General features: G+C 65.9%; 18 protein-coding genes and 1 tRNA gene. 4 read left to right on the top strand and 15 right to left on the bottom strand.

Annotated elements, in window-relative coordinates; translation table 11 throughout:
- Positions 1-2,067 carry a prolyl oligopeptidase family serine peptidase gene (locus DSM104440_RS05605; protein WP_212758221.1) on the bottom strand — a complete coding sequence of 689 codons (2,067 nt, stop codon included), beginning with the start codon at positions 2,065-2,067 and terminating at the stop codon, positions 1-3.
- Positions 2,064-3,323 carry an aspartate kinase gene (locus DSM104440_RS05600; protein ID WP_171161071.1) on the bottom strand — a complete coding sequence of 420 codons (1,260 nt, stop codon included), beginning with the start codon at positions 3,321-3,323 and terminating at the stop codon, positions 2,064-2,066. Before DSM104440_RS05600 ends, DSM104440_RS05605 begins: the two co-directional genes overlap by 4 nt.
- A gap of 55 nt (positions 3,324-3,378) precedes the next feature.
- Between DSM104440_RS05600 and DSM104440_RS05595 the strand changes: the two genes are divergently transcribed.
- A complete protein-coding gene (locus DSM104440_RS05595) occupies positions 3,379-6,888 on the top strand; it encodes a bifunctional diguanylate cyclase/phosphodiesterase (protein WP_171161070.1) in 3,510 nt (1,169 codons plus the stop codon).
- Between the two features lie 246 nt (positions 6,889-7,134).
- Here DSM104440_RS05595 and DSM104440_RS05590 read toward each other — a convergent pair whose 3' ends face one another.
- From DSM104440_RS05590 to DSM104440_RS05575, 4 genes are all read right to left on the bottom strand, one after another.
- Positions 7,135-8,097, bottom strand: coding sequence for a hypothetical protein (locus DSM104440_RS05590; RefSeq protein WP_171161069.1), 963 nt, complete (start codon positions 8,095-8,097; stop codon positions 7,135-7,137).
- Positions 8,098-8,124: 27 nt separating this feature from the next.
- Positions 8,125-8,214 (bottom strand) — tRNA-Ser (locus tag DSM104440_RS05585).
- 42 nt (positions 8,215-8,256) lie between these two features.
- The gene (locus tag DSM104440_RS05580) at positions 8,257-9,048 is read right to left on the bottom strand and encodes a tetratricopeptide repeat protein (RefSeq protein WP_171161068.1); all 792 of its coding nucleotides are present in this window, start codon (positions 9,046-9,048) and stop codon (positions 8,257-8,259) included.
- A complete protein-coding gene (locus DSM104440_RS05575; RefSeq protein ID WP_171161067.1) occupies positions 9,045-9,851 on the bottom strand; it encodes a tetratricopeptide repeat protein in 807 nt (268 codons plus the stop codon). Before DSM104440_RS05575 ends, DSM104440_RS05580 begins: the two co-directional genes overlap by 4 nt.
- A gap of 158 nt (positions 9,852-10,009) precedes the next feature.
- Between DSM104440_RS05575 and DSM104440_RS05570 the strand changes: the two genes are divergently transcribed.
- Positions 10,010-10,708, top strand: a complete 699-nt coding sequence (locus DSM104440_RS05570; protein ID WP_171161066.1) for a Bax inhibitor-1/YccA family protein — start codon at positions 10,010-10,012, stop codon at positions 10,706-10,708.
- Positions 10,709-11,293: 585 nt separating this feature from the next.
- Here DSM104440_RS05570 and rlmD read toward each other — a convergent pair.
- Genes rlmD through DSM104440_RS05545 form a run of 5 tightly spaced genes read right to left on the bottom strand, consistent with a single transcriptional unit; the run spans position 11,294 to position 17,754 of the window.
- Positions 11,294-12,595 carry a 23S rRNA (uracil(1939)-C(5))-methyltransferase RlmD gene (gene rlmD / locus DSM104440_RS05565; protein WP_171161065.1) on the bottom strand — a complete coding sequence of 434 codons (1,302 nt, stop codon included), beginning with the start codon at positions 12,593-12,595 and terminating at the stop codon, positions 11,294-11,296.
- Positions 12,583-15,072 carry a trypsin-like serine peptidase gene (locus tag DSM104440_RS05560; RefSeq protein ID WP_171161064.1) on the bottom strand — a complete coding sequence of 830 codons (2,490 nt, stop codon included), beginning with the start codon at positions 15,070-15,072 and terminating at the stop codon, positions 12,583-12,585. The genes rlmD and DSM104440_RS05560 overlap by 13 nt, the downstream gene beginning before the upstream one ends.
- Positions 15,069-16,076, bottom strand: a complete 1,008-nt coding sequence (locus tag DSM104440_RS05555) for a sterol desaturase family protein (RefSeq protein ID WP_212758220.1) — start codon at positions 16,074-16,076, stop codon at positions 15,069-15,071. Before DSM104440_RS05555 ends, DSM104440_RS05560 begins: the two co-directional genes overlap by 4 nt.
- The gene (locus tag DSM104440_RS05550; RefSeq protein WP_212758219.1) at positions 16,064-16,780 is read right to left on the bottom strand and encodes a polysaccharide deacetylase family protein; all 717 of its coding nucleotides are present in this window, start codon (positions 16,778-16,780) and stop codon (positions 16,064-16,066) included. The genes DSM104440_RS05555 and DSM104440_RS05550 overlap by 13 nt, the downstream gene beginning before the upstream one ends.
- A 5-nt stretch (positions 16,781-16,785) precedes the next feature.
- Complete coding sequence (locus tag DSM104440_RS05545) at positions 16,786-17,754, bottom strand: YncE family protein (RefSeq protein ID WP_171161063.1); 969 nt, start codon at positions 17,752-17,754, stop codon at positions 16,786-16,788.
- Between the two features lie 25 nt (positions 17,755-17,779).
- Between DSM104440_RS05545 and DSM104440_RS05540 the strand changes: the two genes are divergently transcribed.
- Both DSM104440_RS05540 and DSM104440_RS05535 read left to right on the top strand, forming a co-directional pair.
- On the top strand, positions 17,780-18,319 hold the full coding sequence (locus tag DSM104440_RS05540) for an NUDIX hydrolase (RefSeq protein ID WP_171165706.1): 540 nt from the start codon (positions 17,780-17,782) through the stop codon (positions 18,317-18,319).
- A 117-nt stretch (positions 18,320-18,436) separates the two neighbouring features.
- Positions 18,437-18,940, top strand: a complete 504-nt coding sequence (locus DSM104440_RS05535) for a hypothetical protein (RefSeq protein WP_171161062.1) — start codon at positions 18,437-18,439, stop codon at positions 18,938-18,940.
- On the opposite strand, the gene DSM104440_RS05530 is transcribed toward DSM104440_RS05535, so the two are convergent.
- The 4 genes from DSM104440_RS05530 to tfpB form a co-directional block, all read right to left on the bottom strand.
- On the bottom strand, positions 18,937-19,401 hold the full coding sequence (locus DSM104440_RS05530) for a DUF1203 domain-containing protein (protein ID WP_171161061.1): 465 nt from the start codon (positions 19,399-19,401) through the stop codon (positions 18,937-18,939). The two genes, DSM104440_RS05535 and DSM104440_RS05530, sit on opposite strands and share 4 nt — an antisense overlap.
- A 92-nt stretch (positions 19,402-19,493) precedes the next feature.
- Positions 19,494-19,973 (bottom strand): hypothetical protein, encoded by a 480-nt coding sequence (locus DSM104440_RS05525; protein ID WP_171161060.1) that lies wholly within the window; start codon positions 19,971-19,973, stop codon positions 19,494-19,496.
- Between the two features lie 8 nt (positions 19,974-19,981).
- Positions 19,982-22,357: a penicillin acylase family protein gene (locus DSM104440_RS05520; RefSeq protein WP_171161059.1), complete on the bottom strand. Its 2,376-nt coding sequence runs from the start codon at positions 22,355-22,357 to the stop codon at positions 19,982-19,984.
- Positions 22,354-24,147 carry a type IV pilus assembly ATPase TfpB gene (gene tfpB / locus DSM104440_RS05515; protein ID WP_171161058.1) on the bottom strand — a complete coding sequence of 598 codons (1,794 nt, stop codon included), beginning with the start codon at positions 24,145-24,147 and terminating at the stop codon, positions 22,354-22,356. The genes DSM104440_RS05520 and tfpB overlap by 4 nt, the downstream gene beginning before the upstream one ends.
- Positions 24,148-24,157: the final 10 nt, after the last annotated feature.

The raw sequence follows: 24,157 nt of genomic DNA, 5'->3' as shown, positions 1-24,157 counted from the left end.
CTAGCGCAGCTGGTCCCAGAAGAACGTGTAGGTCAGCGCCCAGGTGTAGGCCTGCTGCGTCGGGTTGGTCCCCGCCGCGTGGCCGCCCTCCATGTACTCGTAGTAGAGGACGTCGTGGCCCTGCTCCTGCATCCGGGCCACCATCTTGCGCGCGTGGCCGGGGTGCACGCGGTCATCGCGCGTCGACGTGTAGAAGAAGACCTTCGGGTACGCGGTCCCGCGCTTGACCTTCTGGTACGGCGAGTAGGTCGAGATGAATTCCCAGTCGGCGGGAACATCCGGATTGCCGTACTCACCCTGCCACGACGCGCCCGCGAGCAGCTTGTTGTAGCGCTTCATGTCGAGCAGCGGAACCTGGCACGACACCGCGCGGAAGAGCTCCGGACGCTGCGTGAAGGCCGAGCCCACGAGCAGGCCGCCCTGGCTGCCACCCATGATTCCCAGGTGGCGCGGTGTCGTGACCTTGCGCGTGATGAGGTCCTCGGCGACCGCGATGAAGTCGTCGTGCGTCTTCGCGCGTCCCTCGCGCTGCGCCGTCTTGTGCCACTGCGGGCCGAACTCGCCGCCGCCGCGAATGTTCGCGAGCGCCCAGACGCCGCCCTTCTCCAGCCACGCCGAGCCGATCGTGCCGCTGTAGCTGGGCGTCATCGAGATCTCGAAGCCGCCGTAGCCGTAGAGGATCGTCGGGTTCGTGCCGTCGAGCTTCGCGTCCTCGCGCATGACGAGGAAGTACGGGATCTTCGTGCCGTCCTTCGAGGTCGCTTCGTACTGCACGACCTTGAGGCCCTTGGCGTCGTAGAAGCTCGGGAGCGATTTCAGTTTCTCGCGCTGCGCCGTGCCGCCCTTCGCGTAGTACAGCGTGGTGGGCTCTAGGAAGCTCGTGACGGTCATCCAGTAATCGTCGCCATCGTCACGCTCCACCGCACTCACGCCCACGCTGGCCGCCGGAGGCACCGGCACGTCGCGCAGGACCCACTTGCCGCCTTCGCGGCGCGCTTCGCTCACGCGCCCCTTCACGTTGTCGAGGATGTCGAGGACGACGAGGTTCTTCGTGACCGTGTAGCTCTGCAGCGAGACGCGCGCACCGGGCTCGAAGACGAGCTCGAAATCGCGGCCGCCGGCGAGGAACTTGTCGAGGTCGATCGCGATGAGCGAACCGGACTTGAACGCGGTCGCCGCGGGTTTCCATTCGGCCTTCAGGCGCACGAAGAGCAGCCCGTTGGCGGTCGTGAGCGCGGAATCGCTCGGCGTGGCGAGCCTCACCCAGCGATCGCCCTGCTTGATGTATTCCTCGCTGTTGAAGAAGTCCACGTGGCGGCTGTAGCGCTCGTAGGTGCGGCCCTTCTCGTTGTCCACGATGGGCCAGACGCTCACGTCGTTCTCGATGCCTTCGAACAGGAGCTTCGCGTCCGCCATCGGCGTGCCGCGCTTCCACACCTTGATCTGCCGCGGGTAGCCCGACTTGGTGAGCGTGCCCGGTCCGAAGTCGCGCGCGACGTAGAGCGTGTCGGCGTCCTTCCAGGCGAAGTAGCCCTTCGATTCGACCATCTCGAAGCCGCCCTTCACGAACTCCTTCTTCGCGATGTCGAACTCGCGCACGACCACGGCATCCGCGCCGGCGCGCGAGAGCGAGATCAGGCAGCGGTTGTAGTCGGGATAGAGGCACGACGAACCCTTGTAGACCCACTTCTCCTTCTCTTCGTCGGAGAGCTTGCCCACATCGAGCACGAGATCCCACTTGGGCTCGGCCTTGCGGAATTCCTCGAGCGTCGTGCGGCGCAGGATGCCGCGCGGGTTGGCCGCGTCCTGCCAGTAGTTGTAGTACCAGGCGCCGCGCTTGGAGACGTTGGGGATGCGCTCGCGCGAGTTGTACACGGCGAGCAGCTTTTCGTGGATCGCCTTGAATTGCGGCTTGGCTTCCAGCGCCGGCAGCGTCTTGGCGTTCTCGGCCTTCGCCCACGAGAGCGCCTTTTCGCCCTGCACCTCTTCGAGCCAGATGTAGGGGTCGTCCTGTGCGAAGGTCATGGTCGAGAGTGTCATCAGGGCAGCGGCAACGATTCGCTTCATGGCTTCATGTTCTCCTGCGTCGGTTCCTTGTCGAGCTCGAAGGCCTTGTGCAGCACCCGCACCGCGAGCTCCATGTATTTCTCGTCGACCACGACCGAGGTCTTGATCTCGGAAGTGGAAATCATCTGGATGTTGACGCCGTCGCCGGCGAGCGCGCCGAACATCTTGGCGGCAATGCCCGCGTGCGTGCGCATGCCGATGCCCACCAGCGACACCTTCGCGATCTTGTCGTCGCCCACGACGCCGCGCGCCTTGATGGCGGGCTTCACCTTGGACTCGAGGATTTCCATCGTGCGCTTGTACTCGGCGCGGTGGACCGTGAAGGAGAAGTCCGTGAGGCCCTCGGTGGAGGCGTTCTGGATGATCATGTCCACGTCGATGTTCGCGTCGGCCACGGGGCCCAGGATCGAATACGCGATGCCCGGCTTGTCGGGGACGCCCAGCACGGTGATCTTGGCTTCGTCGCGGTTGAACGCGATGCCGCTGATGATGGCCTGTTCCATGTTCTCGTCTTCCTCGAAGGTGATGAGGGTACCCATGTCGGTCGAATTCACGTCCGTGAACGACGACAGCACCCGCAGCTTCACTTTGTACTTCCCGGCGAACTCCACCGAGCGGATCTGGAGCACCTTCGAGCCGAGCGAAGCGAGCTCGAGCATTTCCTCGAAGGTGACGGTCGCGAGCCGGCGCGCCTCGGGCACGACGCGCGGATCGGTCGAGTAGACGCCGTCGACGTCGGTGTAGATCTGGCACTCGTCGGCATTGAGCGCGGCCGCGAGGGCAACACCCGTCGTATCCGAACCGCCGCGGCCGAGCGTGGTGATGTTGCCGTTGGCTTCGATGCCCTGGAAGCCCGCAACCACCACGACGTTGCCGGCGACGAGGTCCTTGCGGATATTCGCGTCGTCGATCGACAGGATGCGCGCCTTGGTGTGGGCGTCGTCCGTGAGGATCTTCACCTGGAAGCCCGTGTAGCTCTTCGCCTTCACGCCGATCGCGTGCAGCGCGACCGACAGCAGGCCGATCGACACCTGTTCGCCGGTCGAGGCGATCACGTCGAGTTCGCGCGGGCTGGGCTCGGGATTGAGTTCTCTCGCAAGGCCGAGCAGGCGATTGGTCTCGCCGGCCATCGCCGAAGGAACCACCACCACCTGGTGGCCTTCCTTCACGAAGCGCGCGACGCGTTTTGCGACCTCGCGGATGCGTTCGGGGCTCCCCATCGAGGTGCCGCCATACTTCTGGACGATCAGTGCCACGGGCAGTCTTTGGGCAAAAGGCGCTATTTTATAGGAACCGGCGTCCCCGACCCAGATGAAAAACTACCTCCGGCCGCAGACCGTTGCACTGATCACCCTCGCCTGCGGGGTGCTCGTGAGCGTCGCGGCGTGGTTTTTCGTCGGGCGGCAGGCCGATCGCGAAGCGCGCGCTGACTTCGCGAACCAGGCGATCCTCGCCGCGAACCTCGTCGAACGCCGCGTCCAGCGCTATGTCGACCTGCTCTACGGCATGGAGGGCCTGACCGCCAATCGGCCCGACCTGTCGCGGCGCGAATTCCACCGGCATGTCTCCGCCCTCGCGGCCGCCCAGCGATTTCCGGGCGTGCAGGCCGTCCAGTTCATCCGCCGCGTCCCGGCCGGCGAACGAGAAGCATTCGTGCAAGGGGTTCGCAAGGACGGCTACCCGGCCTTCACGATCAAGCCCGGCGAAATGCGCTCCGAGTATTGGGTGATCGATTACGTCGAACCGATGGAGGGCAACGAAGCTGCCTTCGGGTTGGACCTGCAAAGCCGCGAGGCGCCACGACTGGCGATGGAGCGCTCGCGCGATTCGGCCGAGCCCGTATCGACCGGCCGCTATCGGCTCGTGCAGGAAAGGTCGGACAGCTTCGGCACCGTGCTCTACCTGCCGATCTACGACGGCGGCACCCCGCGCACGATCGCTGAACGGCGCGTGCGCGTGCGCGCCTGGGTGAACGTCGTGCTGCGCATCGATGACGCCTTCGCCGAGTCCGTGTCGGGCCCCTTGCTGGCGGGCCTGCGGCTCGCCGTCCACGACCTGGGGGCCACGCACTGGCCCACCCGCGCAACGGCCGCGGACGACACGATCTTCTACCGCTCGCATCCGGGCGCGGGCCGCCCTCCCGAGCGCAGTGCCTTCACGATGGACCTCGCCCACGACATCGACCTCGAGATCGCGGGACGCCATTGGCGGCTTCAGTTCAACGCCGATCCGGCACCGGTGAACGCTTGGCTGCGCCCGCTCGCCCTCCTCACGCTCGGCGCGGGCCTCATCGTGAGCCTGCTGCTCTTTGGGATCCTGCGCGCGCTGGCAAGCACGCGCAGCGAAGCGGTCGAGCTCGCGCAGCGCGCCACGCGCGACCTGCGCGCGCAACTGTCGCTCAACAAGGAGCTGATCGAGGCCATTCCGTATCCCGTGTACTTCAAGGATCCGAAGGGCCGCTACATCGGCTGCAACCAGAGCTTCGAGCGCGGCATCGGCATCACGCGCGACCGGCTGATCGGCCGCACCGCGCCCGACCTCTTCCCGGGCGAGTTTGCCGAGCGCTTCGATGCCGACGACCAGGACCTGCTGCGCACCGGCGCCTCGCGAACCATGGAAGCGCGCGTGCCGCACCCGTCGCACGGGCGGCCCACGGACGTCATGTTCAGCAAGGCCGTGTTCCGCAACGCCGACGGCTCCGCGGCGGGCATCGTCGGCCTCGCGATCGATGTCACCGACCGCAAGGCGCTCGAAGCGGAGACGCTGCGTTCGCACCACCGCCTGCGCGCCGTCATCGAGGCCGCGCCAGTCGCGATCATCGCGCGCGACCTCGATCTCAACATCCGCATGTGGAACCCCGCGGCCGAGCGCCTTTTCGGCTGGCGCGAGGACGAGGTGATCGGCAAGCGCGTCTCGATCGTCCCGCCACACATGCGCACCGAGACCGAATCGCACCGGCAGAAGGCGATGCGCGGCGGCATCATCCTGCTCGAGGAAACGCAGCGCATGCATCGCGACGGCACCTTCATCGACTGCTCGATGACGATCGCGCCGCTCTACGATGCCGCCGGTGCATGCGACGGCACGATGGTGACCATCGCCGACATCCGCCCGCGCAAGGAAGCCGAGCGCGCGCTGCGCGAAAGCGAAGGCCGCCTCAAGCTCGCGATGGAGGCCGCGCACATGGGCCTGTGGTACTGGTCGGCGGTCACCGATGACGTCACGTATTCCGACGGACTCAACCCGCTCTTCGGTCGCCCGATCGATGCGCCGCACACGGACTACCGCGCGCTGCAGGACATGCTGCACCCCGACGATCGTGCGCTGCTCGTGGCCACGCTGCGCCACGCGGTGAAGCACGGCCAGGATTTCCAGATCGACTACCGCACCGTGTGGCCCGACGGCACCGTGCACTGGGTGGCCAACCGCGGGCAGGTGCATCGCGGCCCCAACGGCCGCGCGATCAGCGTGGTGGGTGTGGCGATGGACATCACCGAACGCAAGATCGCCGAGCAGCGCATCGCGCACATGGCGCACCACGATGCGCTCACGGGGCTGCCCAACCGCGTGCTGCTGCACGACCGCATCCGCCAGGCCATCGCGCAGGCGCACCGCTCGAGCGCGCAGCTCGCGGTGCTCTTCATCGACCTCGACCGCTTCAAGACCATCAACGATTCGCTCGGCCACGCGCTGGGCGATCGCCTGCTGCAGTCGGTCGCGAGCCGCATCCTGGTGTGCCTGCGCGAAGGCGACACCGTGTCGCGCCTCGGCGGTGACGAGTTCGTGATCGTCGTGCCCAGCATCAACGGCGCATCGGATGCGTCGCACGTGGCCGCGAAGATCCTCGAAGTGCTTGGCGACCCCTTCCATCTGCACGGCAACGACCTGCACGTGGCGGCCTCGGTCGGCATCAGCCTGTATCCGTCCGACGGCCTGGACGCCGAGACGCTCATGCGCAACGCCGACACCGCGATGTACCACGCGAAGGATTCGGGCCGCGGCAACTTCCAGTTCTTCACGCCGCACATGAACGTCGCCGCGCAGCAGCGCCTCATGCTCGAGAACGCGCTACGCCGTGCGATCGACAACGGGGAATTCGAGCTGCACTACCAGCCGATCTACGACCTGCGCGACCGCTCGATCACCGGCCTCGAAGCGCTGCTTCGCTGGCATCCACCCGGACGCGATTCAGTGCCGCCGTCGGATTTCATCCCGGCCGCCGAGGAATCGGGACTCATCGTGCCCATCGGCGAATGGGTGCTGCGCGAAGCACTCAAGCAGGCGAAGGCCTGGCAGTCCGCGGGCCGGCCGCTGTTCATCGCTGTGAACGTATCGGCTTCGCAGCTCGCGCGCTCGAGCTTCGTCGAGCGCCTGCGCCACATGCTCCACCACACGGGCATCGATCCGGCGCTGGTGGAGCTCGAGCTCACCGAACGCGTGATCGTCGAAGGGGTCGGCGAATCGCGCTCCACGCTCGACCAGGTGGCGGCCCTCGGCGTGGGCATCGCGATCGACGACTTCGGCACGGGCTACTCGGGCCTCGCGTACCTGAAACGATTCCCGATCGACACGGTGAAGATCGACCAGTCCTTCATCCGCGATCTCACGGTCGATCCTGACGACGCGGCGATCGTCACCGCGATCGTCGCGATGGCCAAGTCACTGGGGATCGATGTCGTCGCCGAAGGAGTGGAAACGCAGGAGCAACTCGAGGCGCTGCAGCGCCTCGGATGTCATCGCGCCCAGGGCTTCCTGCTCGGCCGCCCGATGTCCGCGCGAGATATCGACAAGTTACTGGGGGCCGCGGCTGCCGCGGCCTAGCCCGCAACTTGTCATCCCGAGCCTGTAAGTTGTCATCCTGAGCCTGCGAAGGACCTGCTCTTACTTGAGCGACCCCGGGAGGGTCAGATCCTTTAACGTTTTTGGTTTTCTTTCCTTGTAAAAAAACCGTTCCACTGGACCAGTTGCTGAAGGGGCCCCACCCCGCGCAACTGGTCCAGTGGAACGGTTTTTTTACAAGGAAAGAAAACCAAAAACGTTAAAGGATCTGACCCCTCTACTTGGCTTTTACTTGTAGTCGGACACGAGGCCCTTGAGGTCCTCGGCGAAGGCGCTCTTCGCCCACGATTGCTTGAGGTTCGCGAGCATCTTCAGCTTCACCGCGTCGTTGCCGGGCCAGATGCCTTCGAGCCAGTTGAGGCCCGCGGCCGAGTGCCCGGTGTACGCGTAGCGATTGAGCTCCGCGGAAACGGCCGCGAGCACGCCCGTGCCGTAGTAATCGTCCCAACCCAACTGCTGGCTCGAGCGGCCCTGCTTGATCTCGGCGAGCTTCGCCTTGATCTCGCCGATGCGCGCGTTGCGCCGCGCGCTCTGGTATTCATCGCAACGCTGCTTGAGCCAGGGATTGGCGATGGCCGCGGGCTGCGCGCACACCGGCGGCGGCTGGCCCGGGAGCTTCGAGCGCATGAGGTCCGCGGCGAACTGGAAGCGGCCCTTCGGGCTCACCTCGAGAATCATCGCGGGGAAGTATGAATTCGCATAGGGCGCGAACAACGTCGCCGAGGAATCGTCGGCCGTGACCATGATCGGCGTCTTGCGCCCGGGGACTTCGAGGAAATCGCCGCCCCCCACGTTGTTGGCCGGATAGACCGCGAGGCGCTTCACCTGCGGCTTCACCTTGTAGACGTAGTGCGTCGTGCAGCAATGCGCGCCGCCGGAGAATGTCGAGAAGTGCAGCTCGGGTCCGCCATCGCCATCGAGGTCGCTGCCGAAGGCGTGGATGTGGATCTTCTTCACGTCCTCGGGTAGGTCCTTGGGACCCGACTGCCACGCGGGCTTGCCCTTGGTGAACACCACGACGCGCTCGAGCTCCTTGGTGCCCTTCGTGCGCACGAGGCCTACCTCGAAATCGCCCGCGGCCTTGGTCTCGGTCGTCTCCAGGCCCTGGGCTTCGACCCATGACTTGAAGTCCTGCGCGAAGGCAGTGGCAGGCAGGGCGGCGAGCACCGCGAAGATCCAGGTCGTGCGCATGAGGGTTTTCTCCTTGTCGTGCAGTGTTGGTGGAAGGTGTGAGATTCGAACTCACGAGGGGCTTGCACCCCTGCCGGTTTTCAAGACCGGTGCCTTAAACCGCTCGGCCAACCTTCCCCGGAAACGCGGCTAGTTTAGACGAAGCCGCCGCCGGTTCTCCTACGACCGAGGTCCCGGCGCGGCCAGCGCGCGGACCGGAACGTCGAGGATGCAGCCGAGCATCGGCGGGGCCAACACGGCAACGCAGCCCGGCGCGGCCGCGGGCGACGGGCTGTTCGCCTCGATCTTTGCGGTGAGCGCGTCCACCTGCTCGGCTTCGTCGGGGCGCGACGTGACCTTGAGGTATGACGAGTAGCGCGCCAGCCAATCCTTCATCCCGGGTTTGAGCGGCCAGTATTGGCCCGCGCGAAACTGCTCGAGGGATTTCAACTCCGCCAGCGCCCGCTCGCCGGCGGCCTTCGCGCCCTCGTGCTCGCCCGCGGTGTACAGCGTGCGATCCATGTTGGCCCAGGCGATGAGCCTGAACGTCATGTCGTCGCCCGCGGTCGAGGTCTTGAGCGTGGTCGCAAGCATTTCCGCGATGCGCAGCGCATCGTCGTTGCGACCGGCCTGCACGTACAACGCCATCAGGTTGTTGGCTTCACGCGGATACAGGTAGAACTTTTCGCCGGGCCGGTTGGCGCGATCGAACGCCTTCGCCGCTTGCTCGAGCTTTCCCTGCAGGGCGTACGCCTGGAAGAGCGGCGCCGCGTACATCTTGATCTGCACCCAATGGATTTGCGCCTTGTCGGCCTTGGCCAGTGCGAGTTCCAGCTCGGACTCGGCCTTCACGAGATCGCCGGCCGTGAGGGCTGCGATCCCCGCCTCGAGCACCTGGTGGGGCTTGCGCGGATCTTCACGCGTGCAAGCCGCGGCAATTGCCAGCAGTGCCAGCAGCGCGACGGTCCTCACGGCAAGTCCACGAAGCAGCGCTGCATCTGCGCGCCATAGATGCCCATGTTGTGGCAACGCCGGTCCGAGCCTGGATTGGCGGCGGCATAGGCGGCTTCCGATTCCTTCTCCGCGGTCGCGACCTCGCGCGCCTGCCCAGCGCGCGTGGAGTCCGTCGCGGAAATGATGTCGGCAAGCACCTCGAGCGCGGAGCCTGATCCCATGCGCAGGGCCGGATGGGGGCCGTTGCGACTGATGTCGGCCTCGATTTCGTCGGCCCACTCGATGGCGAACTCGGTGGCCGCCGGCGTCACGCCCTTCTTCTTGTAGATCTTCCCGAGGTTGCGGACGATGTACATGCGATCGCGCACCGTGTTGTAGCCGGCGCGGCCCGTGCCCTTGTACACGGTGAGCGCTTCGTTCAACGCCGCGATGGCCTCGTCTTCCTTGCCGGCCTGGTAGAGCGCCACGCCGTAGTCGTTGCGAAGGCGGAATCGGCCCGCCGCGTTGAGCATGTCCGTCGGATAGGTGCCGATCACCTTCGCGTAGGCGGGAAGCGTGGAGGCCGTCTTTCCCAGGCGCGCGGCCGAATCCGCGTAGCACTCGAGGGCCAGGATCGCGTGCATGCCGTTACCGACCTTGTCGGCGAGCTCGATCGCGCGGCCGCACAGGTCGTAGACCGACTTCACGTCGCCCGTGGCAAGCGCGGCCTTCGCGCCCTTCAGGGCTTCCTCGGAGGTCTTGGGGCCGCCGATGCCGAACTTGCCGCAACCCGCCACCAGCGCGAGCGCAGCCACCAGAGCCGCTCCCTGAATCGCCTTCATTGCCTGTCCTCCCGAACCAATTATATTTGTTATTGATTTTAAAGGGCTTTTCCGGGCGGCGCCGCCGGAGAGATTGTATGCAGGGCCTTGAAACTGACCCCCTCCTCCCCTACTCTAACTGTGGGTCGATTTCGATCCGACAACGCTAGAGGAAAACCATGGAATCCCAAACCCCGATGACGGCCCGTAACCCGGCGCAACCGATTGCGCTCGGCCAGAACCGGGTTCTGCGCAACACCTACATGCTGCTCGCCCTGTCGATGGTGCCGACGATCGCCGGCGCATGGATCGGCGTGGCGACCGGTTTCAATCTCTTCAGGCTGGGGCATCCGGCCATCGGCTTCATCGTGTTCATCGCGGCGGCCATGGGCTTCATCTGGGCCATCGAGAAGAACAAGAACAGCGCGGCCGGCATCCCGATCCTGCTGGGCTTCACGTTCTTCATGGGGCTGGTGCTCTCGGGAATGTTGACGTACATCCTCAGCTACAAGAACGGCGCCCAGTTGATCGGCCTCGCCTTCGGCGGCACGGCGGCGATCTTCGCCGGCATGGCCGCATGGGCATCAACGATCAAGAAGGACCTGTCCGGCATGGGCAAGGTCCTCTTCATCGGCGTGATCATGCTGATCGTCGCGAGCTTCGCGAACATCTTCCTGCAGTTGCCGGGGTTGATGATCGCGATCTCCGTGATCGCCATCGGGATCTTCTCGGCCTACCTGCTCTATGACCTCAACCGGATCATGGTCGGCGGCGAGACGAACTACATCACGGCGACGCTGGCGGTCTACATCGACCTGTTCCAGATCTTCCAGAACCTGCTCATGCTGCTCGGCATCTTTGGCGGCGACAGGGACTGACGTTCCCGCGTCACGAAAAAGGGCGGCCTCGGCCGCCCTTTTTTTTTGCCCTTCCTTCCCGCGACCTTCGCCATCGATGGGTGGGGTCGAACCGGGGGACCTTGCTACGTCGGGGAGAGGATCGATCTCGCTACTTCATATGTCGCTCGAGATTCCTTGCGCACCGCCGTTCTGCAGCGATCGGTGACACCCCCTCTCGACCCACACCCATCGCTGTCGAAGGTCGCGGGAGGCTTGTGGCATTACCGCTCCGGTGAGCCCCGTAGATAATTTGACGGTGCAGGCGGTGGCTGGTGCCGCCCTCGTCGATGAATGGCGCTCGACATGACTGGCACACGCTCTCAGTTGCGATCAGCGCCGCCCCGCTGTTGGAGACGCCCCGATGGTTCCGGCGCTGGGCCATCGACGAAGGGTTGATCACGAGAGGCCCCCCACCGCTCGCTGCAGGATCGCCGGTGCGCCAGGAATTTCGAGCGCAAGTTTGGGTAGCGAGATCGGCGGCGTTTGCGGGAGAGGATGGGGCCGGGTCGGGATCAACCCTTCGGCGATGGCATGGTGCTGCCTTGGACCGCGAGCAACGTGACGTTAGCGCTGGAACAGCGCGATCGATTCCACGTGCCCGGTGTGCGGGAACATGTTCACCACGCCGGCGGCCATCAGGCGATAGCCCTTCACATGCACGAGCACGCCCGCATCGCGCGCGAGCGTCGACGGACTGCATGACACGTAGACGATGCGCTCGGGCCCCGGCTCCGGCAGCGCCTTGCAGATGTCCAATGCGCCATCGCGCGGCGGATCGATGAGCAGCTTGTCGACGTGTCCCAGATTCTCGATCGCGCCCTCGGCGTTCTTGTAGAGATCGAACGAGACGAACTTCGCGCGCGCTTCGAGGCCGTTGCGGCGCGCGTTGGCCTGCGCCCGCGCGACGAGCGACGGCGCGCCCTCCATGCCGATCACGTCGGCGCCGCGCGCGGCGATCGCCAGCGAGAAGTTGCCCAGCCCGCAGAAGAGGTCGCCGACGCGTTCGCCCGGACGCGGATCGAGCATCTTGACGGCGCGCGAGACGAGCGTGCGATTCACGCCGGGGTTGACCTGCGTGAACTCCGTCGGCCCGAAGGCGAGCGAGAGGCCGAACTCCGGCAGGCGGTAGTCGAGCTCCGGCGCATCCTTCGGATACCACGGGTGCGCGGTCTCCGGACCCTTGGGCTGCAGCCACCACTGGATGCCGTGCGTGTCGGCAAACGCGCGCAGCTTCTCCTGGTCCTCCTCGGGAATGGGATCGAGGTGGCGCAGCACCAACGCGGTGACGTCCTCGCCCACCGCGAGCTCGATCTGCGGCAGGCGGTCCCGCGTTGCCAGCGACGTGAACATCTCGCGCAGCGCCGGGATCATCGCCGAGACCGCGGGGGTGAGCACCTCGCACGAGAAAGTGTCCGCGACGAAGCTCGAGCGCTTCTCGTGGAAGCCCACGAGCACGCCGCCCTTCTTGTGCACGTAGTGGACGGAGAGGCGCGCGCGCGTGCGGTAGCCCCAGGCCGGACCGAAGATCGGCGGAAGCATCATCTCCGCGGGCGCCTTGCCGATGCGCGCGAGGTTGTCCTCGAGCACGCGTTGCTTGGCCGCGACCTGCGCGCTGCCTTCGATGTGCTGCATCGCGCAGCCGCCGCAATTGCCGAAGTAGCTGCAGCGCGGCGTCACGCGCATCGAGCTTTCGCGCCCCACGACCTCGGTGACGGTGCCCAGGTCGTAGTTGCCCTTGCTGCGGCGTTTCGAATAGGCGACGGTTTCCCCGGTCACGCCGCCGTCGATGAACGCGACCTTGCCGTCGACATGCGCGACGCCGACGCCTTCGTGGTCGACGGACTCGATGAAGGCTAGCGTTCGCACTCGGTCTTCGGGTTCGCGAAGTCGAAGCGCTGGATCTGCTTGGTGACCGAAACGCCGTTCACGGTATAGGTGAGGGTCGCGCGGTTGCCGCCGCCGCCCGGGTAGATCGTGGTGTCGTCGCGATAGTAGAACTTGAGCGTCATCGTGCCGACCTCGAAATTGCTGATCGCCGTCCACGGGTTCGCGTTGAACGCGGGGCCTGTCGTGCGATAGAGCGCGCCGCGGAACGTGCCGTCGGCCTGGCGTGCGCCCGCGGACATCACGTACCACATCGCCTTGCCATCCGGACCGTAGGTGTAGAGCGTCGCGAAGATCGTGTTGCCCTGGTGCACGAGGTTGATGCCCCAGCCATTCTCGGCGGGATTCCACCAGAGGTCCTGCACGTTGTTGGCGAAGCTGCGATCGAACACCGACCACTTGCACGTGGGCGCCGTGCCGAAGGAATAGCGGTTGATCTGCTTCGAGACGCTCGCGCCGTTCACGGTGTACGTGAGGGTTCCAAGGTCCGCGTTGTCGAACCGGAGCCTCATCGTGCCCACCTGCACGGCGTTGATCGGGCCCCAGGGGCTCGCGTTGAACGCGGGGCCGGTCACGCGGTAGAGAATGCCCGTGAAGGAGCCGTCGGCCTGGCGATCGCCGTTGGACATCACCAGCCACATCGGCGTGCCGTCGGTGTCGTACGTGTAGAGCGTGGCGAAGATCACCGTGCCCTGGTGGCTCAGGTTGATGCCCCAGCCCGATTCGTTGGCATTCCACCAGAGGTCGGAGTAGTTGTTCGAGCCGACGTCGTACGCCTGCGCTTTCACCGTATAGCCGCCGGTACCGTCCCCGTCGAAGTGCGCAACCTGCACGAAGTAAGTGCCGGCCTGCAGCAAGCGGGTGATGCCGAAATCGAGGCTGCTCGTCTGGCCGTCGTCGTTCGACTCGAGGCCCGTACCGAACTGGTTGAGCAGCGTGCCGATCGTGTCGATCGAGCTTTCCGACCAGAGCGCGACCGCGCGCTCCTGCGAGAGCGTGAAGCGATAGACGTCGATATCGCCCGCGGCGCCGATCTGCTTGCCCGCGATCACGAGCGGGCCGGAGCGCTGGTTGAGCGGGAGGTCCGCGACCGGATCGAGCGGCGTGCCGATGATGTCGAGCGCGCGGTTGGGCGCATCGTCGACGGGCACCGAGGCGAGGCTGATGTACGGATCAATCTGCGGATGGAAGATCTCGAAGCGCGAATAGATGCCGTCGCGCGGGTTCGTGCAGGAGTCTCCGATCGTGCCGCCGAACAGGATGCCCGTGAGGCGCAACGAGCCGCCCAGCTGCACGAAGAGGCCCGAGCCGCTCGAGCCGCCTTCGGTTGCTCCGACGGTGAAGATCACCTCGTACATGTCCTGCGGATACGACACCGTCTCGGTGCTCGGACGGATCAGGCCCGTCATCGAACCGCGCGCCTGCCGGGCGGCATCGGCCGCCGGATGGCTGAGGCTCACCACGGCCGTGCCGTCGTTCAAGCGGCCCGTGCTGAAGCCGGAGTACACCGCGCCGGTGGGCGGCGGGCTGTTCATGAGCATCAGCGTCGAGTCGACGTTGAAGTTCGTGAAGATGAGCTGCATGCCGCCCGCGACTTGCTGGAAGCTGGTCGAAGCGTCGGCGACGTCGCACGCCGTCGTTTCCCAGAACCAGCGCGTCGTGAGGCTCGCCGCGGTGGCGGTTGTGCTCACGCAGTGGTTCGCGGTGAGCACGTAGGCCGCGGGGAACTTCGCCGTGTTGATGAGCGTGGCCGAGCAGTTGAAGCCGCGGCCATCCACCACGCCGTTGATGCGCATGATGGATTTCTTCGCTTCGGCGATCGCGGCATCGGTCCCGGTGTTGCCGGTGGAGCAAAGTGTGGACACCGTGCAGCTCGCAGCGGCCTTGGTGGTCGGACCCACGTCGAAGTTGAGAAGCGCGCCGACCGTGAGCGCCTCCGCCGAAGGCCGCACCGTGCTGAACACTTCAACGACCTGCGTCGCGCCGTCGGTCCACGGTCCCCAGGCTTCGTTGCCGAGCATCGGATCGAGCGTCATCGTGAACACGCGGCCGTCGTCGCCGGCGGCGCGCACTTCCATTGCGCCGGGCACCGTGCCCAGGTCGAAGCGCGCGCGCAGGCCTTCGGCGCCTTCAGCGCTCAGCCGGAAGCGCGTGACGTAGCCGCCGTCGACCGCGCGCCAGCTCGCGAGCTTGAATGGCACGGGGGCAGCCCGCACGGTGGCGACCCACTGCGGGCCGCCCGGATACATCGCCGCACCCGTGGCCTTGTGCAGGTTGCGGCCCAGCGTGATCGCTTCGGCCGGCGCGGCATTGGGCAGGCGGAATGCCTGCGGCGCCTGCGCGATGGGCAGCGCGGCTCGGGGAGGCATCTCCTGCGCCGAGGCGACAGCGCCCGGGACGTGCAGCAACAAGGCGGCGGCCGCGAAGACGACGGCGAGCGGGAGGCGATGGCGGGTCATGGGGTCGATTCCGGAAGATTGGAAGTTGCGCGTGGGTACGCGGGGGGAGTCGTGGCGGCGCCGCGCAAGGCCCGCACGAGGCGCGCGAGGCCGAGGCCCTGCTGGCGCCAGAAGCCCACCCCGTAGTCCGCGCCGTGCAGTTGGTCGCGGATCCCGGTGGCGGGGTACACATTGTCCGTATTGGCCGTGCCGAAGAGCCGGTCCCAGATGGGAAACAGCGTGGCGAAGTTGCAGCCGCGCACCCGGCCTTCATGGCCGAGGCCGATGGCGTGGTGGATGCGGTGGAAACGAGGGCTCACCAACAACCATTCGCCGATCCGGCCGAAATGGATGCGCGCATTCACGTGCGAGAAGCTCTCCACGATCCGCGTCGCGACGAGGATCATCGCGAACTGCATCGGCGGCACGCCGATGGCGAGCGCGACCAGCGCGAAGCAGCCATCGACGATGAGGTCATCGAGCAGGTGGTTGCGATCGTCGGTCCAGAACGTCATCTCGCGCTGGCTGTGGTGCAGGCTGTGCAGCGCCCACCATGCCTCGAAGCGATGCTGCGCGCGGTGCAGCCAGTAGGCGACGAAATCGAGAATCACGAGATACACGAGGAACGACGCGAGCGGTTGCGTGTGGAGCGCGGGCACGGCGTCCTCGAGCTTCCACGGCACGATGTCGTGCAGGCGAAGCCAGCCGTCGAGCGCATCCACGGCGGGCGTGAGCGCGATGAAGATGGCCAGCGGCACGATGCCCAGGCGCTGCAGGAGCGTGTAGATCACGTCGGTGCGCACGGGGCTGCGATCGGCCCACACCTCGATCGGCTTCCAGCGCTCCACGGCCGAGAGCACGAGTGCCAGCGTAGCGACCTCGAACGCGCCGATGAGGAAGAGCTCGGTCGCGTCGAAGGCCTGCTCCATGTAGGTCGACAGGCCGAGCGCGAACACGACGGGTTCGACGAGCTTCTCGAACACCCATCCGTGCAGGGACGCCCAGGCTGCGGTCAACGTTTCCAAGCGGCGCCCTCCGGAATGCGCGCGAAGCAGAATCCTTTGTCCTTCAATCCGGCGATCAGTTCATCGAGTTTCGGCCACATCGGTTCCTGCCGCGACCAGATGCCCAGGTGCCAGAGAAGAACGTCACCGTTACGGATGTCGCGCAATTGTCTCGCGAGAAGCGCGTCGCCGGGAAACTTGTCGGAGGGCAGTTCGTCACCGCTGAATCCGGCGGGCGACCAGCCGACGTGCGTGTAGCCGCAGGATTTCGCGAATTCGATCGCGCGCGGCGTGGTCTTGCCGCCCGGCGCGCGCCACAGGCCGTCGAAGCCGCGGCCCGTCATCGCCTTGAATGCTTCCTCGGGCTTGCGCAGCTCCGCGCAGAACGCCTCGCGATCGAGTGACTCGCCCTGCTTCGCGCCCCAGGGCACGTAGCTCACCTTGCCGCCCGGCGCATCGCCGCGCACGTACCAGTGGCGCCACGTGTGCGTGCCGAACGCATGGCCCTCGGCCGCGAGCTGTTTCCAGAAGGGAGCCCAGCTCGCATCGAGCGAAGCGTCACCGCGCTTCGTTTTTTCGTTGGCGAGGAAGAACGTCGCCTTCACATCGTGCTTGCGGAGTATTGCCGCCATCGCTTCAGCGGGCTCCATGTTCCCCGTATCGATCGTGAGGAACACGGTGGCGCGGCACGCGGCCAGGGCAAGCAGGAGCGAGGCAGCCGGCACGGAATCTACTGGCGCGCGGCGTGGGAATGAAAATAGATGCCGTGCGGCGACTTGCCGACGGGGACCTTGCCGACGACCTTGCGCGTGGCCATGTCGATCACGGTCACCTGCCGGATCCAGCGCGAAGTCACCCAGAGCTGCTTGCCGTCCTTGGTGAGTTCCATGCAGTCCGGGCCGCCCGGCACCGCGAAGGACTCCTTCACTTCCAGCTTCTGCTGGTCGATCACCGAGACGGTGTTCGAGACGCGGTTGGAAATGAGCAGGTGGCGCCCGTCGCCCATGGCGAGGAAGTTGTGCGCGCCCGCACCGGTGACGATCTTCTTCACGCTCTTCGCGGTGCGCCAGTCGATCACTTCCACGTGGTTCTCGCCCGTCATGCCGACCAGCAGGTGCTTGTCGTCGGGCGTCATCCAGATGCCCGCGGGCTGCTTGCCCACCGCCATCTTCCACTTGATCGTGTGCGCGACGAGATCGATCGCGGCGATCTCGTTCGAATCCTGCAGCGTGACGAACGCGAGCGAGCTCGCGGCATTGAACGCGACGTGGCTCGGCACCTTGGGCAGCTCGAAGCGCTTCACGAGCTTGAGGTCGGACGCGTTGTAGAGGTCCACGCGGTCGAGGCGATTGGACGCGCTCACCAACCACTTGCGGTCGGGTGAGTAGCCGATCTGGTACGGATCGCTGATGCGCTCCACGCGGCGCAGCACTTCGCCCGACAGCGGGTTGAGGAACACGAGGTCATTGCTCGCGGCGTTGGCGACGATGAGTTCCTTGTCGTCGGGCGTGGCCATCAGGTGGTGCGGCTCCTTGCCCACGGGAATGCGCTTCACTTCCTTCATGGTGGCCGGGTCGACGATGGACACCGTTCCGTCACCGGAATTGAGGACGATCACGCGTTCGCCGGCCGTGAAGGAAGCGGCGGCGGGAAGGACTGCCAGCGCGGCCAAAAGCAGGGTTTTTGCAAGTAATTTCATAGGCTTATGTTAACATAGACCGGTGATCTTCTTCTGCAATCGCTGCGGCGCCAACGCCTCCCAGCGCATCCCCGAAGGCGACAACCGCGAACGCGCGGTGTGCGATGCCTGCGGCACGATCCAGTACCTCAATCCCAAGATCGTCGTCGGCTGCCTCCCCGTGTGGGAGGACAAGATCCTCCTGTGTAAACGCGCGATCGAGCCGCGCCGTGGACTGTGGACGCTGCCCGGCGGCTTCATGGAGAACGGCGAGACCGCCGCCGAAGGTGCGGCGCGCGAGGCCATGGAAGAAGCGAATGCGCGCGTCGAGATCACCGACCTCTACACCGTGTATTCGATCCCGCACATCAGCCAGGTCTACATGATGTTCCGCGCGCGATTGCTCGACCGCGATGTCTCGCCCGGCATCGAAAGCCTGGAGGTGAAGCTCGTCACCGAGGACGAGATTCCGTGGGACGAACTCGCGTTCACGATGGCGCGTCGGACGCTCAAGCACTATCTCGAGGATAGGAAGACCGGGAACTTCATCACGCGCTTCGGCGACATCGTGCCTCCGGAAAGATAAGGATTTGTCATCCTGAGGAGCGCAGCGACGAAGGACCTGCTGTAGGGGGTTAACAAATCCGCTGCACTGTTCAAGCAGGTCCTTCGGGCCTGCGGCCCTCAGGATGACAGTTTTGCCATGCCCTTCTCCTACTACGACCGCCTCTCCGCCCGCGACAAGAAGATCTACCGCGCGAGCGACGCGATCCTGCGCATCGATCTGCCGGACATCGCCGCCCTCGGCCCCCTCGCGGTCGCCATCGAACCCGTGCTCATCGAAGCGAACCGTGCGGCCGTGCAGCGGGCGTCACAAGTGCTCGTCGATGCGATCAACGCGCAGCTGAAGACTCCGCCCATCCGCGTGAAGGTGCTCGAGCGCCGCCCCAGCAACTCCTACGGCGAGCTGCACGGGTTGTACGAGCCGGAGGAGGAGCGCGAGCGCGCCGTGATCTCCGTGTGGATGCGCACGGCGCAGAAGGTACAAGTGGTGAAGTTCAGGACGTTCCTGCGAACGCTGCTCCACGAGGTCTGCCACCACCTCGACTACGAGCACTACAAGCTCGCCGAGACGTTCCACACCGAAGGCTTCTACGCGAGGGAGTCCGCGCTGCTGCGCGAGCTCCTCGGGGAGAAGCAGCCCTAGGCGCGCTCCACGCGACCCGAGTAGCAGCCGCGCTTGGCGTTGTGGACGTGAAGGTAGCTCACTGAGGGATTGGCGAGCAGCCGCTCGAAGAGCGCCGCGCTGTCGGCTCCGTCCACGACATCCGCGTCGACGATCATGTGGCCCGCGTCGAACGCACGAACGCTGACGAGTCGCGTGCGAATGACTTCCGGCACGACATCGACAGCGTCGTAGGGCTGCGTCGAACCACGGCCGACGTAGATCGCGTGGCGCGAACGATACGGCGTGAGCTCCGGCAGGTGCTCATAGTTCACGAGCACCACTTCGTCGCCCGGCGCGATGTGCGCCATGCTCACTCGGCAAGGCATGCCCGGCTCCTGCGCGACGAGACGCAGCGCACCTGCCGCGCGAAGCTCCGCATCGGACATCGCGAAATAGCGGCTGAAAAGATCGGGGGAAAGTCCGCGCACTCGGAAGGCCATCAGCATCTCCGTTTCTTTGGGATGGCTCATTGTCCCTGCACTGCCCCCTTCGGGCTCGCCGTTTCCGGACATCGAATTGCGACTGTCCGGCTCTAGGGCTGACGCCTCGTCCGCTCCTTTACGAAGGTCACCACTCGATTGGCATCCTGGAGGGTCAGGGCACCGGTACCGATGACGATCTCGCGGCCCGTGCGAAGGTAGAGGACGACGACCGGCGCGCGGGAGTAGTCGCTGCGTCGCGCGGCACGGTGGCTCAAAGCCACCTCGCTTCGGATGACTTCGGACCACACCGTGCGATCTCGTTCGCCATACCACACGCGAACGACGACGCCATCGTCGTCCAGCGTCATCGATCGCGAGAACGAGTCCAAGGCTGCAAGGAACATGAGGAAAGGCATCACGGCGAGACCCAGGGTGACGCTCACGGGCCGACGGTCGCCCTCGAGCCACTCGTCCCCGTGGCGCCAGACAAAGAAGATTCCCAGGATCAGGATCCCCACGAGAATCAGGAACACACCCTCGCCGGGTCCCTTGTCGATCACGATGCCCGTGGCGGTCTCCGTGAGACGCATCGTGGCAACTACTTCGCGGGCTGGAGGCGCAGCGTGTGCGCGGCCTGGATCGCCTCGCGCTTCGTGGGAATGGTGATGTATTCGACCTTCACCCAGCGATCGGCGAGGTTCGAGTACCACGGCGAGAGGACGTTGCCCGATTGCCCCGTCGAGTGCATGTAGAGCGACTTCTCGAGGTCGGCGAAGTCATAGAGCGTGCGCAGGCTCGCGGCATGGCGATTGGCGAACGGGGACTCGTTGTCGCGGATGTTGATGTGGCCCACGTTCACGGTGTTGGTGTCGCCGGGCGTCTCGGGCGTCACGCTGAAGATCTTCGAGGCGACCGGCACGAACCCGAAGGGGCGGTGCATGCTCCACGCGTAGTGCGCCTTGCCCCAGCGCCACTCTGACGCAAGGCCGTAGCGCTTGCCGAGGTCTTCGCCCGCCAGGTCGAAGGCCTTGCCGGCGAGTTGCGCGCAGGTCTTCTTCTCCTTCGTGCTCACGTTGTCGCACCACGACGAGAGTCCGCCCTGGTCCTTCATCACGCCGATCATGAACTGCGAGCGCATCTCCCACCCGTCCGGGAAAAGGTCGCCGAGCTCGTCGGCATAGACCAGGCGCGAGAGCTCGCGATACCACGCCATGAAGGCCAGCGGCGCAGCGGAATCCGCGGTCATCTCGCCCTTCCAACCGGCGATCGTCCTCTGCGCTTCGCGACCCGCGAGCGTGCCGGGGCTCGCCGCCTGCATCGCGGGCAGCAGTTCCACGGCGAGGCGCGAGCGCACGTCGGCCTGGATGCGCCCGAAGCTCTCGAGCGAATGGCGCGGCGCCTTCGCGAGCAATTCCTCGATGCGATCGGCGCGATACGGTGCGGCCCAGTCCACGGACACGAACGGCTTGTAGCCGGGCGGCGTGATCTTGTTGTTGGCGGTCACGATGCTTCCCGACTTCGGGTCGTGCACCGCGGGGAGGTCCTCGAAAGCGAGCATGCCCTGCCAGTCGTACTTCGCATCCCACCCCGGAACCGGAATGCGCCCCATCGCCTCGTTGTCGGCGCGGCGCTTGGGCACGAGGGCCGGCGCGATGAAGCCGATGCGCCCGTCGACGTCGGCGAAGACCACGTTTTGCATCGGCGCATGGAATTCGCGCAATGCATTGACGAGCTGGTCGCGGTCGCGCGCGCGGTTGATCGCGAGGCCGGCGCGCACGGTGGCCGGATCGTCGGAGAGAGCCGTCCAGCCGAGCGCGATCACGTGCCCCTTGGGTGTTGCCGATTGCGCGGTCTTCACCACGTCCGAGATCACCGGGCCGTGGCGCGTGCTGCGGATCCTGATCTTGCGGTCCGCACCGTCGACGCGAATCACTTCTTCGCGCACTTCGAACTTCGCCTTGCCCGTGGGCGTGAGGTAGCTCATCTCGTCGCCGGGCACGAGGCGTTCGATGAAAAGGTCCTGCGTGTCGCCGTAGGTTGTGGTCATCGTCCAGGCGACGCGGTCGTTGCGGCCGAGCACGATGAAGGGCACGCCGGGCAGCGTTCCACCGACGACATTGCCCGCCGGTGTGGCGAGATGCGCGAGGTACCAGAGCGCAGGCGTCTGCAGTCCGAGGTGCGGATCGTTCGCGAGCACGGGCTTGCCGCTCGCACTCCGCGCACCCGAGACGACCCAGCTGTTGGAACCGAGCGCGTGCTCCGGGTTGGGCCAGCGTGCGAGGAGTTCCCCCGCAACGGGGTCCGCCTCGGCATACAGCGCCTTGAAATCCGGGAACGGGCGATAGGTTTCACCGGGGTTCGGCGGGATGAGCTCGGCCATGCGCGCCGCACCGAGCTTGTTCGTGTAGCGCAACCGTGCGAGCTCGGTACGCCAGTTGCCCGAGAGGTCCCACGCCATCACGTAGAGCCACGCGACCGTGTCCGCGGGCTTCCACTTGTCGGGCTTGATGCGGAAGACCTGGAACTCGACCGGCAACACCGGTTCGGATTCGAGAAAGGCATTCACCCCGGCCGCATAGGAATCAAGCACGCCGCGCGTCTCGGCATCGAGCTTCGCGACCGAGCGCTCGGCGAGTTGCGTGAACCCGAGCGTGCGCATCAGGCGGTCGGTATCGTAAGCACGCTCGCCCATCACTTCCGCGAGCCGCCCCGCGCCCACGCGCCGCTGGAACTCCAGCTGCCAGAGGCGATCCTGCGCATGCGCGTAGCCGATCGCGAAGGCCGCATCGCGTTCGTTCGTCGCGAAGAGATGCGGCACGCCTTCCTTGTCGCGCACGATCTCCACCGCGGCGGAAAGACCGCGCACGGAAACATCGCCATCGAGCTTGGGGAGCGACTGGTGCAACCACAACCAGGCGCCGGCGAGGACGCTCGCGACGAGCAGGACGACGAAGGCGAGGACGCGCGCGATCACGCGAGCGGAGCGGACTTCAGGACTTCCTCGAAGGTGGTCATGCCCAGCGCCACCTTGGTCGCGCCGGAAACGCGCAGCGGCCGCATGCCGGCCTTGTACGCGGCCTGCGTAATCGCGGGGATGTCACCGCCCGCGCCGACGACCTTCTTCACGTCCGGCGTCATCGGCAGGATCTCGTAGATCGCCACGCGCCCGCGGAAGCCCGTGTTGCGGCATTCGACGCATCCCACCGGGCGGTACACCTCGGTCGGCGGCGCGGCCTTGAAGGGCGCGCACACCGAGTGCCACAGCGCGTGGTCTTCCTCGCGCTGGAAGGGAATCTTTTCCTTGCAGTTCGGGCACAGCGTGCGCACCAGGCGCTGGGCCATGATGCCGATCAGCGTGGAGGTGAGGAGATACGCCGGCACGCCGAGGTCGAGCAGGCGCGAGATCGACGATGGCGCGTCATTGGTGTGCAGCGTCGAGAGCACCAGGTGGCCCGTGAGCGCGGACTGGATCGCCATCTCGGCGGTCTCGAGGTCGCGGACCTCGCCCACCATGATGATGTCCGGGTCCTGGCGCATGAGGGCGCGCACGCCCGCGGCGAACGTGAGGTCGATCTCGGTCTGCACCTGCATCTGGTTCAGGCGCGGATCCACCATCTCGATCGGATCCTCGATCGTGCAGACGTTCACTTCCGAGGTCGCGAGCTGCTTGAGCGTGGTGTAGAGGGTCGTCGTCTTGCCCGATCCCGTCGGCCCGGTGACGAGAAGGATCCCGCCCGGCGACTTGATCAGCGACTGCCACATCTCGTGCTCTTCCTTCGTGAACCCGAGGTCCTTGAAGTCGCGCTGCAGGACTTCCGGATCGAAGATTCGCATCACGACTTTCTCGCCGTGCGCGGTGGGCAGCGTCGAGAGGCGCAACTCCGTTTCCTCGCCGGTCACGGTGCGCGTCTTGATGCGGCCGTCCTGCGGACGGCGCTTCTCGACCACGTCCATGCGGCCGAGGATCTTGATGCGCGAGGTCATCGCGACCATCACCGTGTACGGCACCTGGTAGACCTCGTGCAGCACGCCGTCGATGCGGAAGCGCAGGATCCCCACGTCGCGCCGAGGCTCGAGGTGGATGTCGCTCGCGCGCTGGTCGAACGCGTACTGGAAGAGCCAGTCGACGAGATGGACGATGTGGTGGTCGTTCGCGTCGAGGTTGCGGCCCGCCTTGCCGAGCTCCACCAGTTGCTCGAAGTTCGACAGGCCCGAGGTCGGCACGCCCGAGGCTTCGGCGCGCTTCATGCTCTGCGCGAGGTTGAAGAACTCGCCCTGGTAGCGCTCGATGTCGAGCGGGCTCGCCAGCACGCGCTTGATCTTGAGCCGGAGCATCTGCGACAGCTCCGCCTCCCACGACGTCATGAACGGCTCGCAGGTGGCGATCGTCACCTCGTTGCCCTTCACTTCCGTGGGCAGGATGCCGCGGCGCTGCGCGTACTCCGCGCTCATCACCTGCGTGACCGACTTCAGGTCGATCTTGAGCGGGTCGACGTGCATGAACGGGATGTGCATCCGCGCCGCGAGCCAGACCGTGAGGCCTTCGGGATTCACGACGTTGTTGCGCTGCACCGGCGAACGGATGTTCGCCTCGGCAATGATCACGAAGGGGTGCTTCGCCCCGCCCCGGACGTAACGCGAGTCCTGGATGATCTTGGAGGCGACTTCCTTCTCGATGAGGCCGTCCTCGACCAGCCAGTCGAGGACTTCCTTCAGCGTGAGCTTGCGGTCGACGGCGGACTTGGGCGGCGCAGCGGTAGCCATGGCGGGAATT

Origin of the sequence: Usitatibacter palustris (assembly GCF_013003985.1) — a bacterium.
Lineage (GTDB): Bacteria > Pseudomonadota > Gammaproteobacteria > Burkholderiales > Usitatibacteraceae > Usitatibacter > Usitatibacter palustris.
Note: the sequence above shows the minus strand (reverse complement) of the source record. Positions and strands in the feature narration are given on the sequence as shown.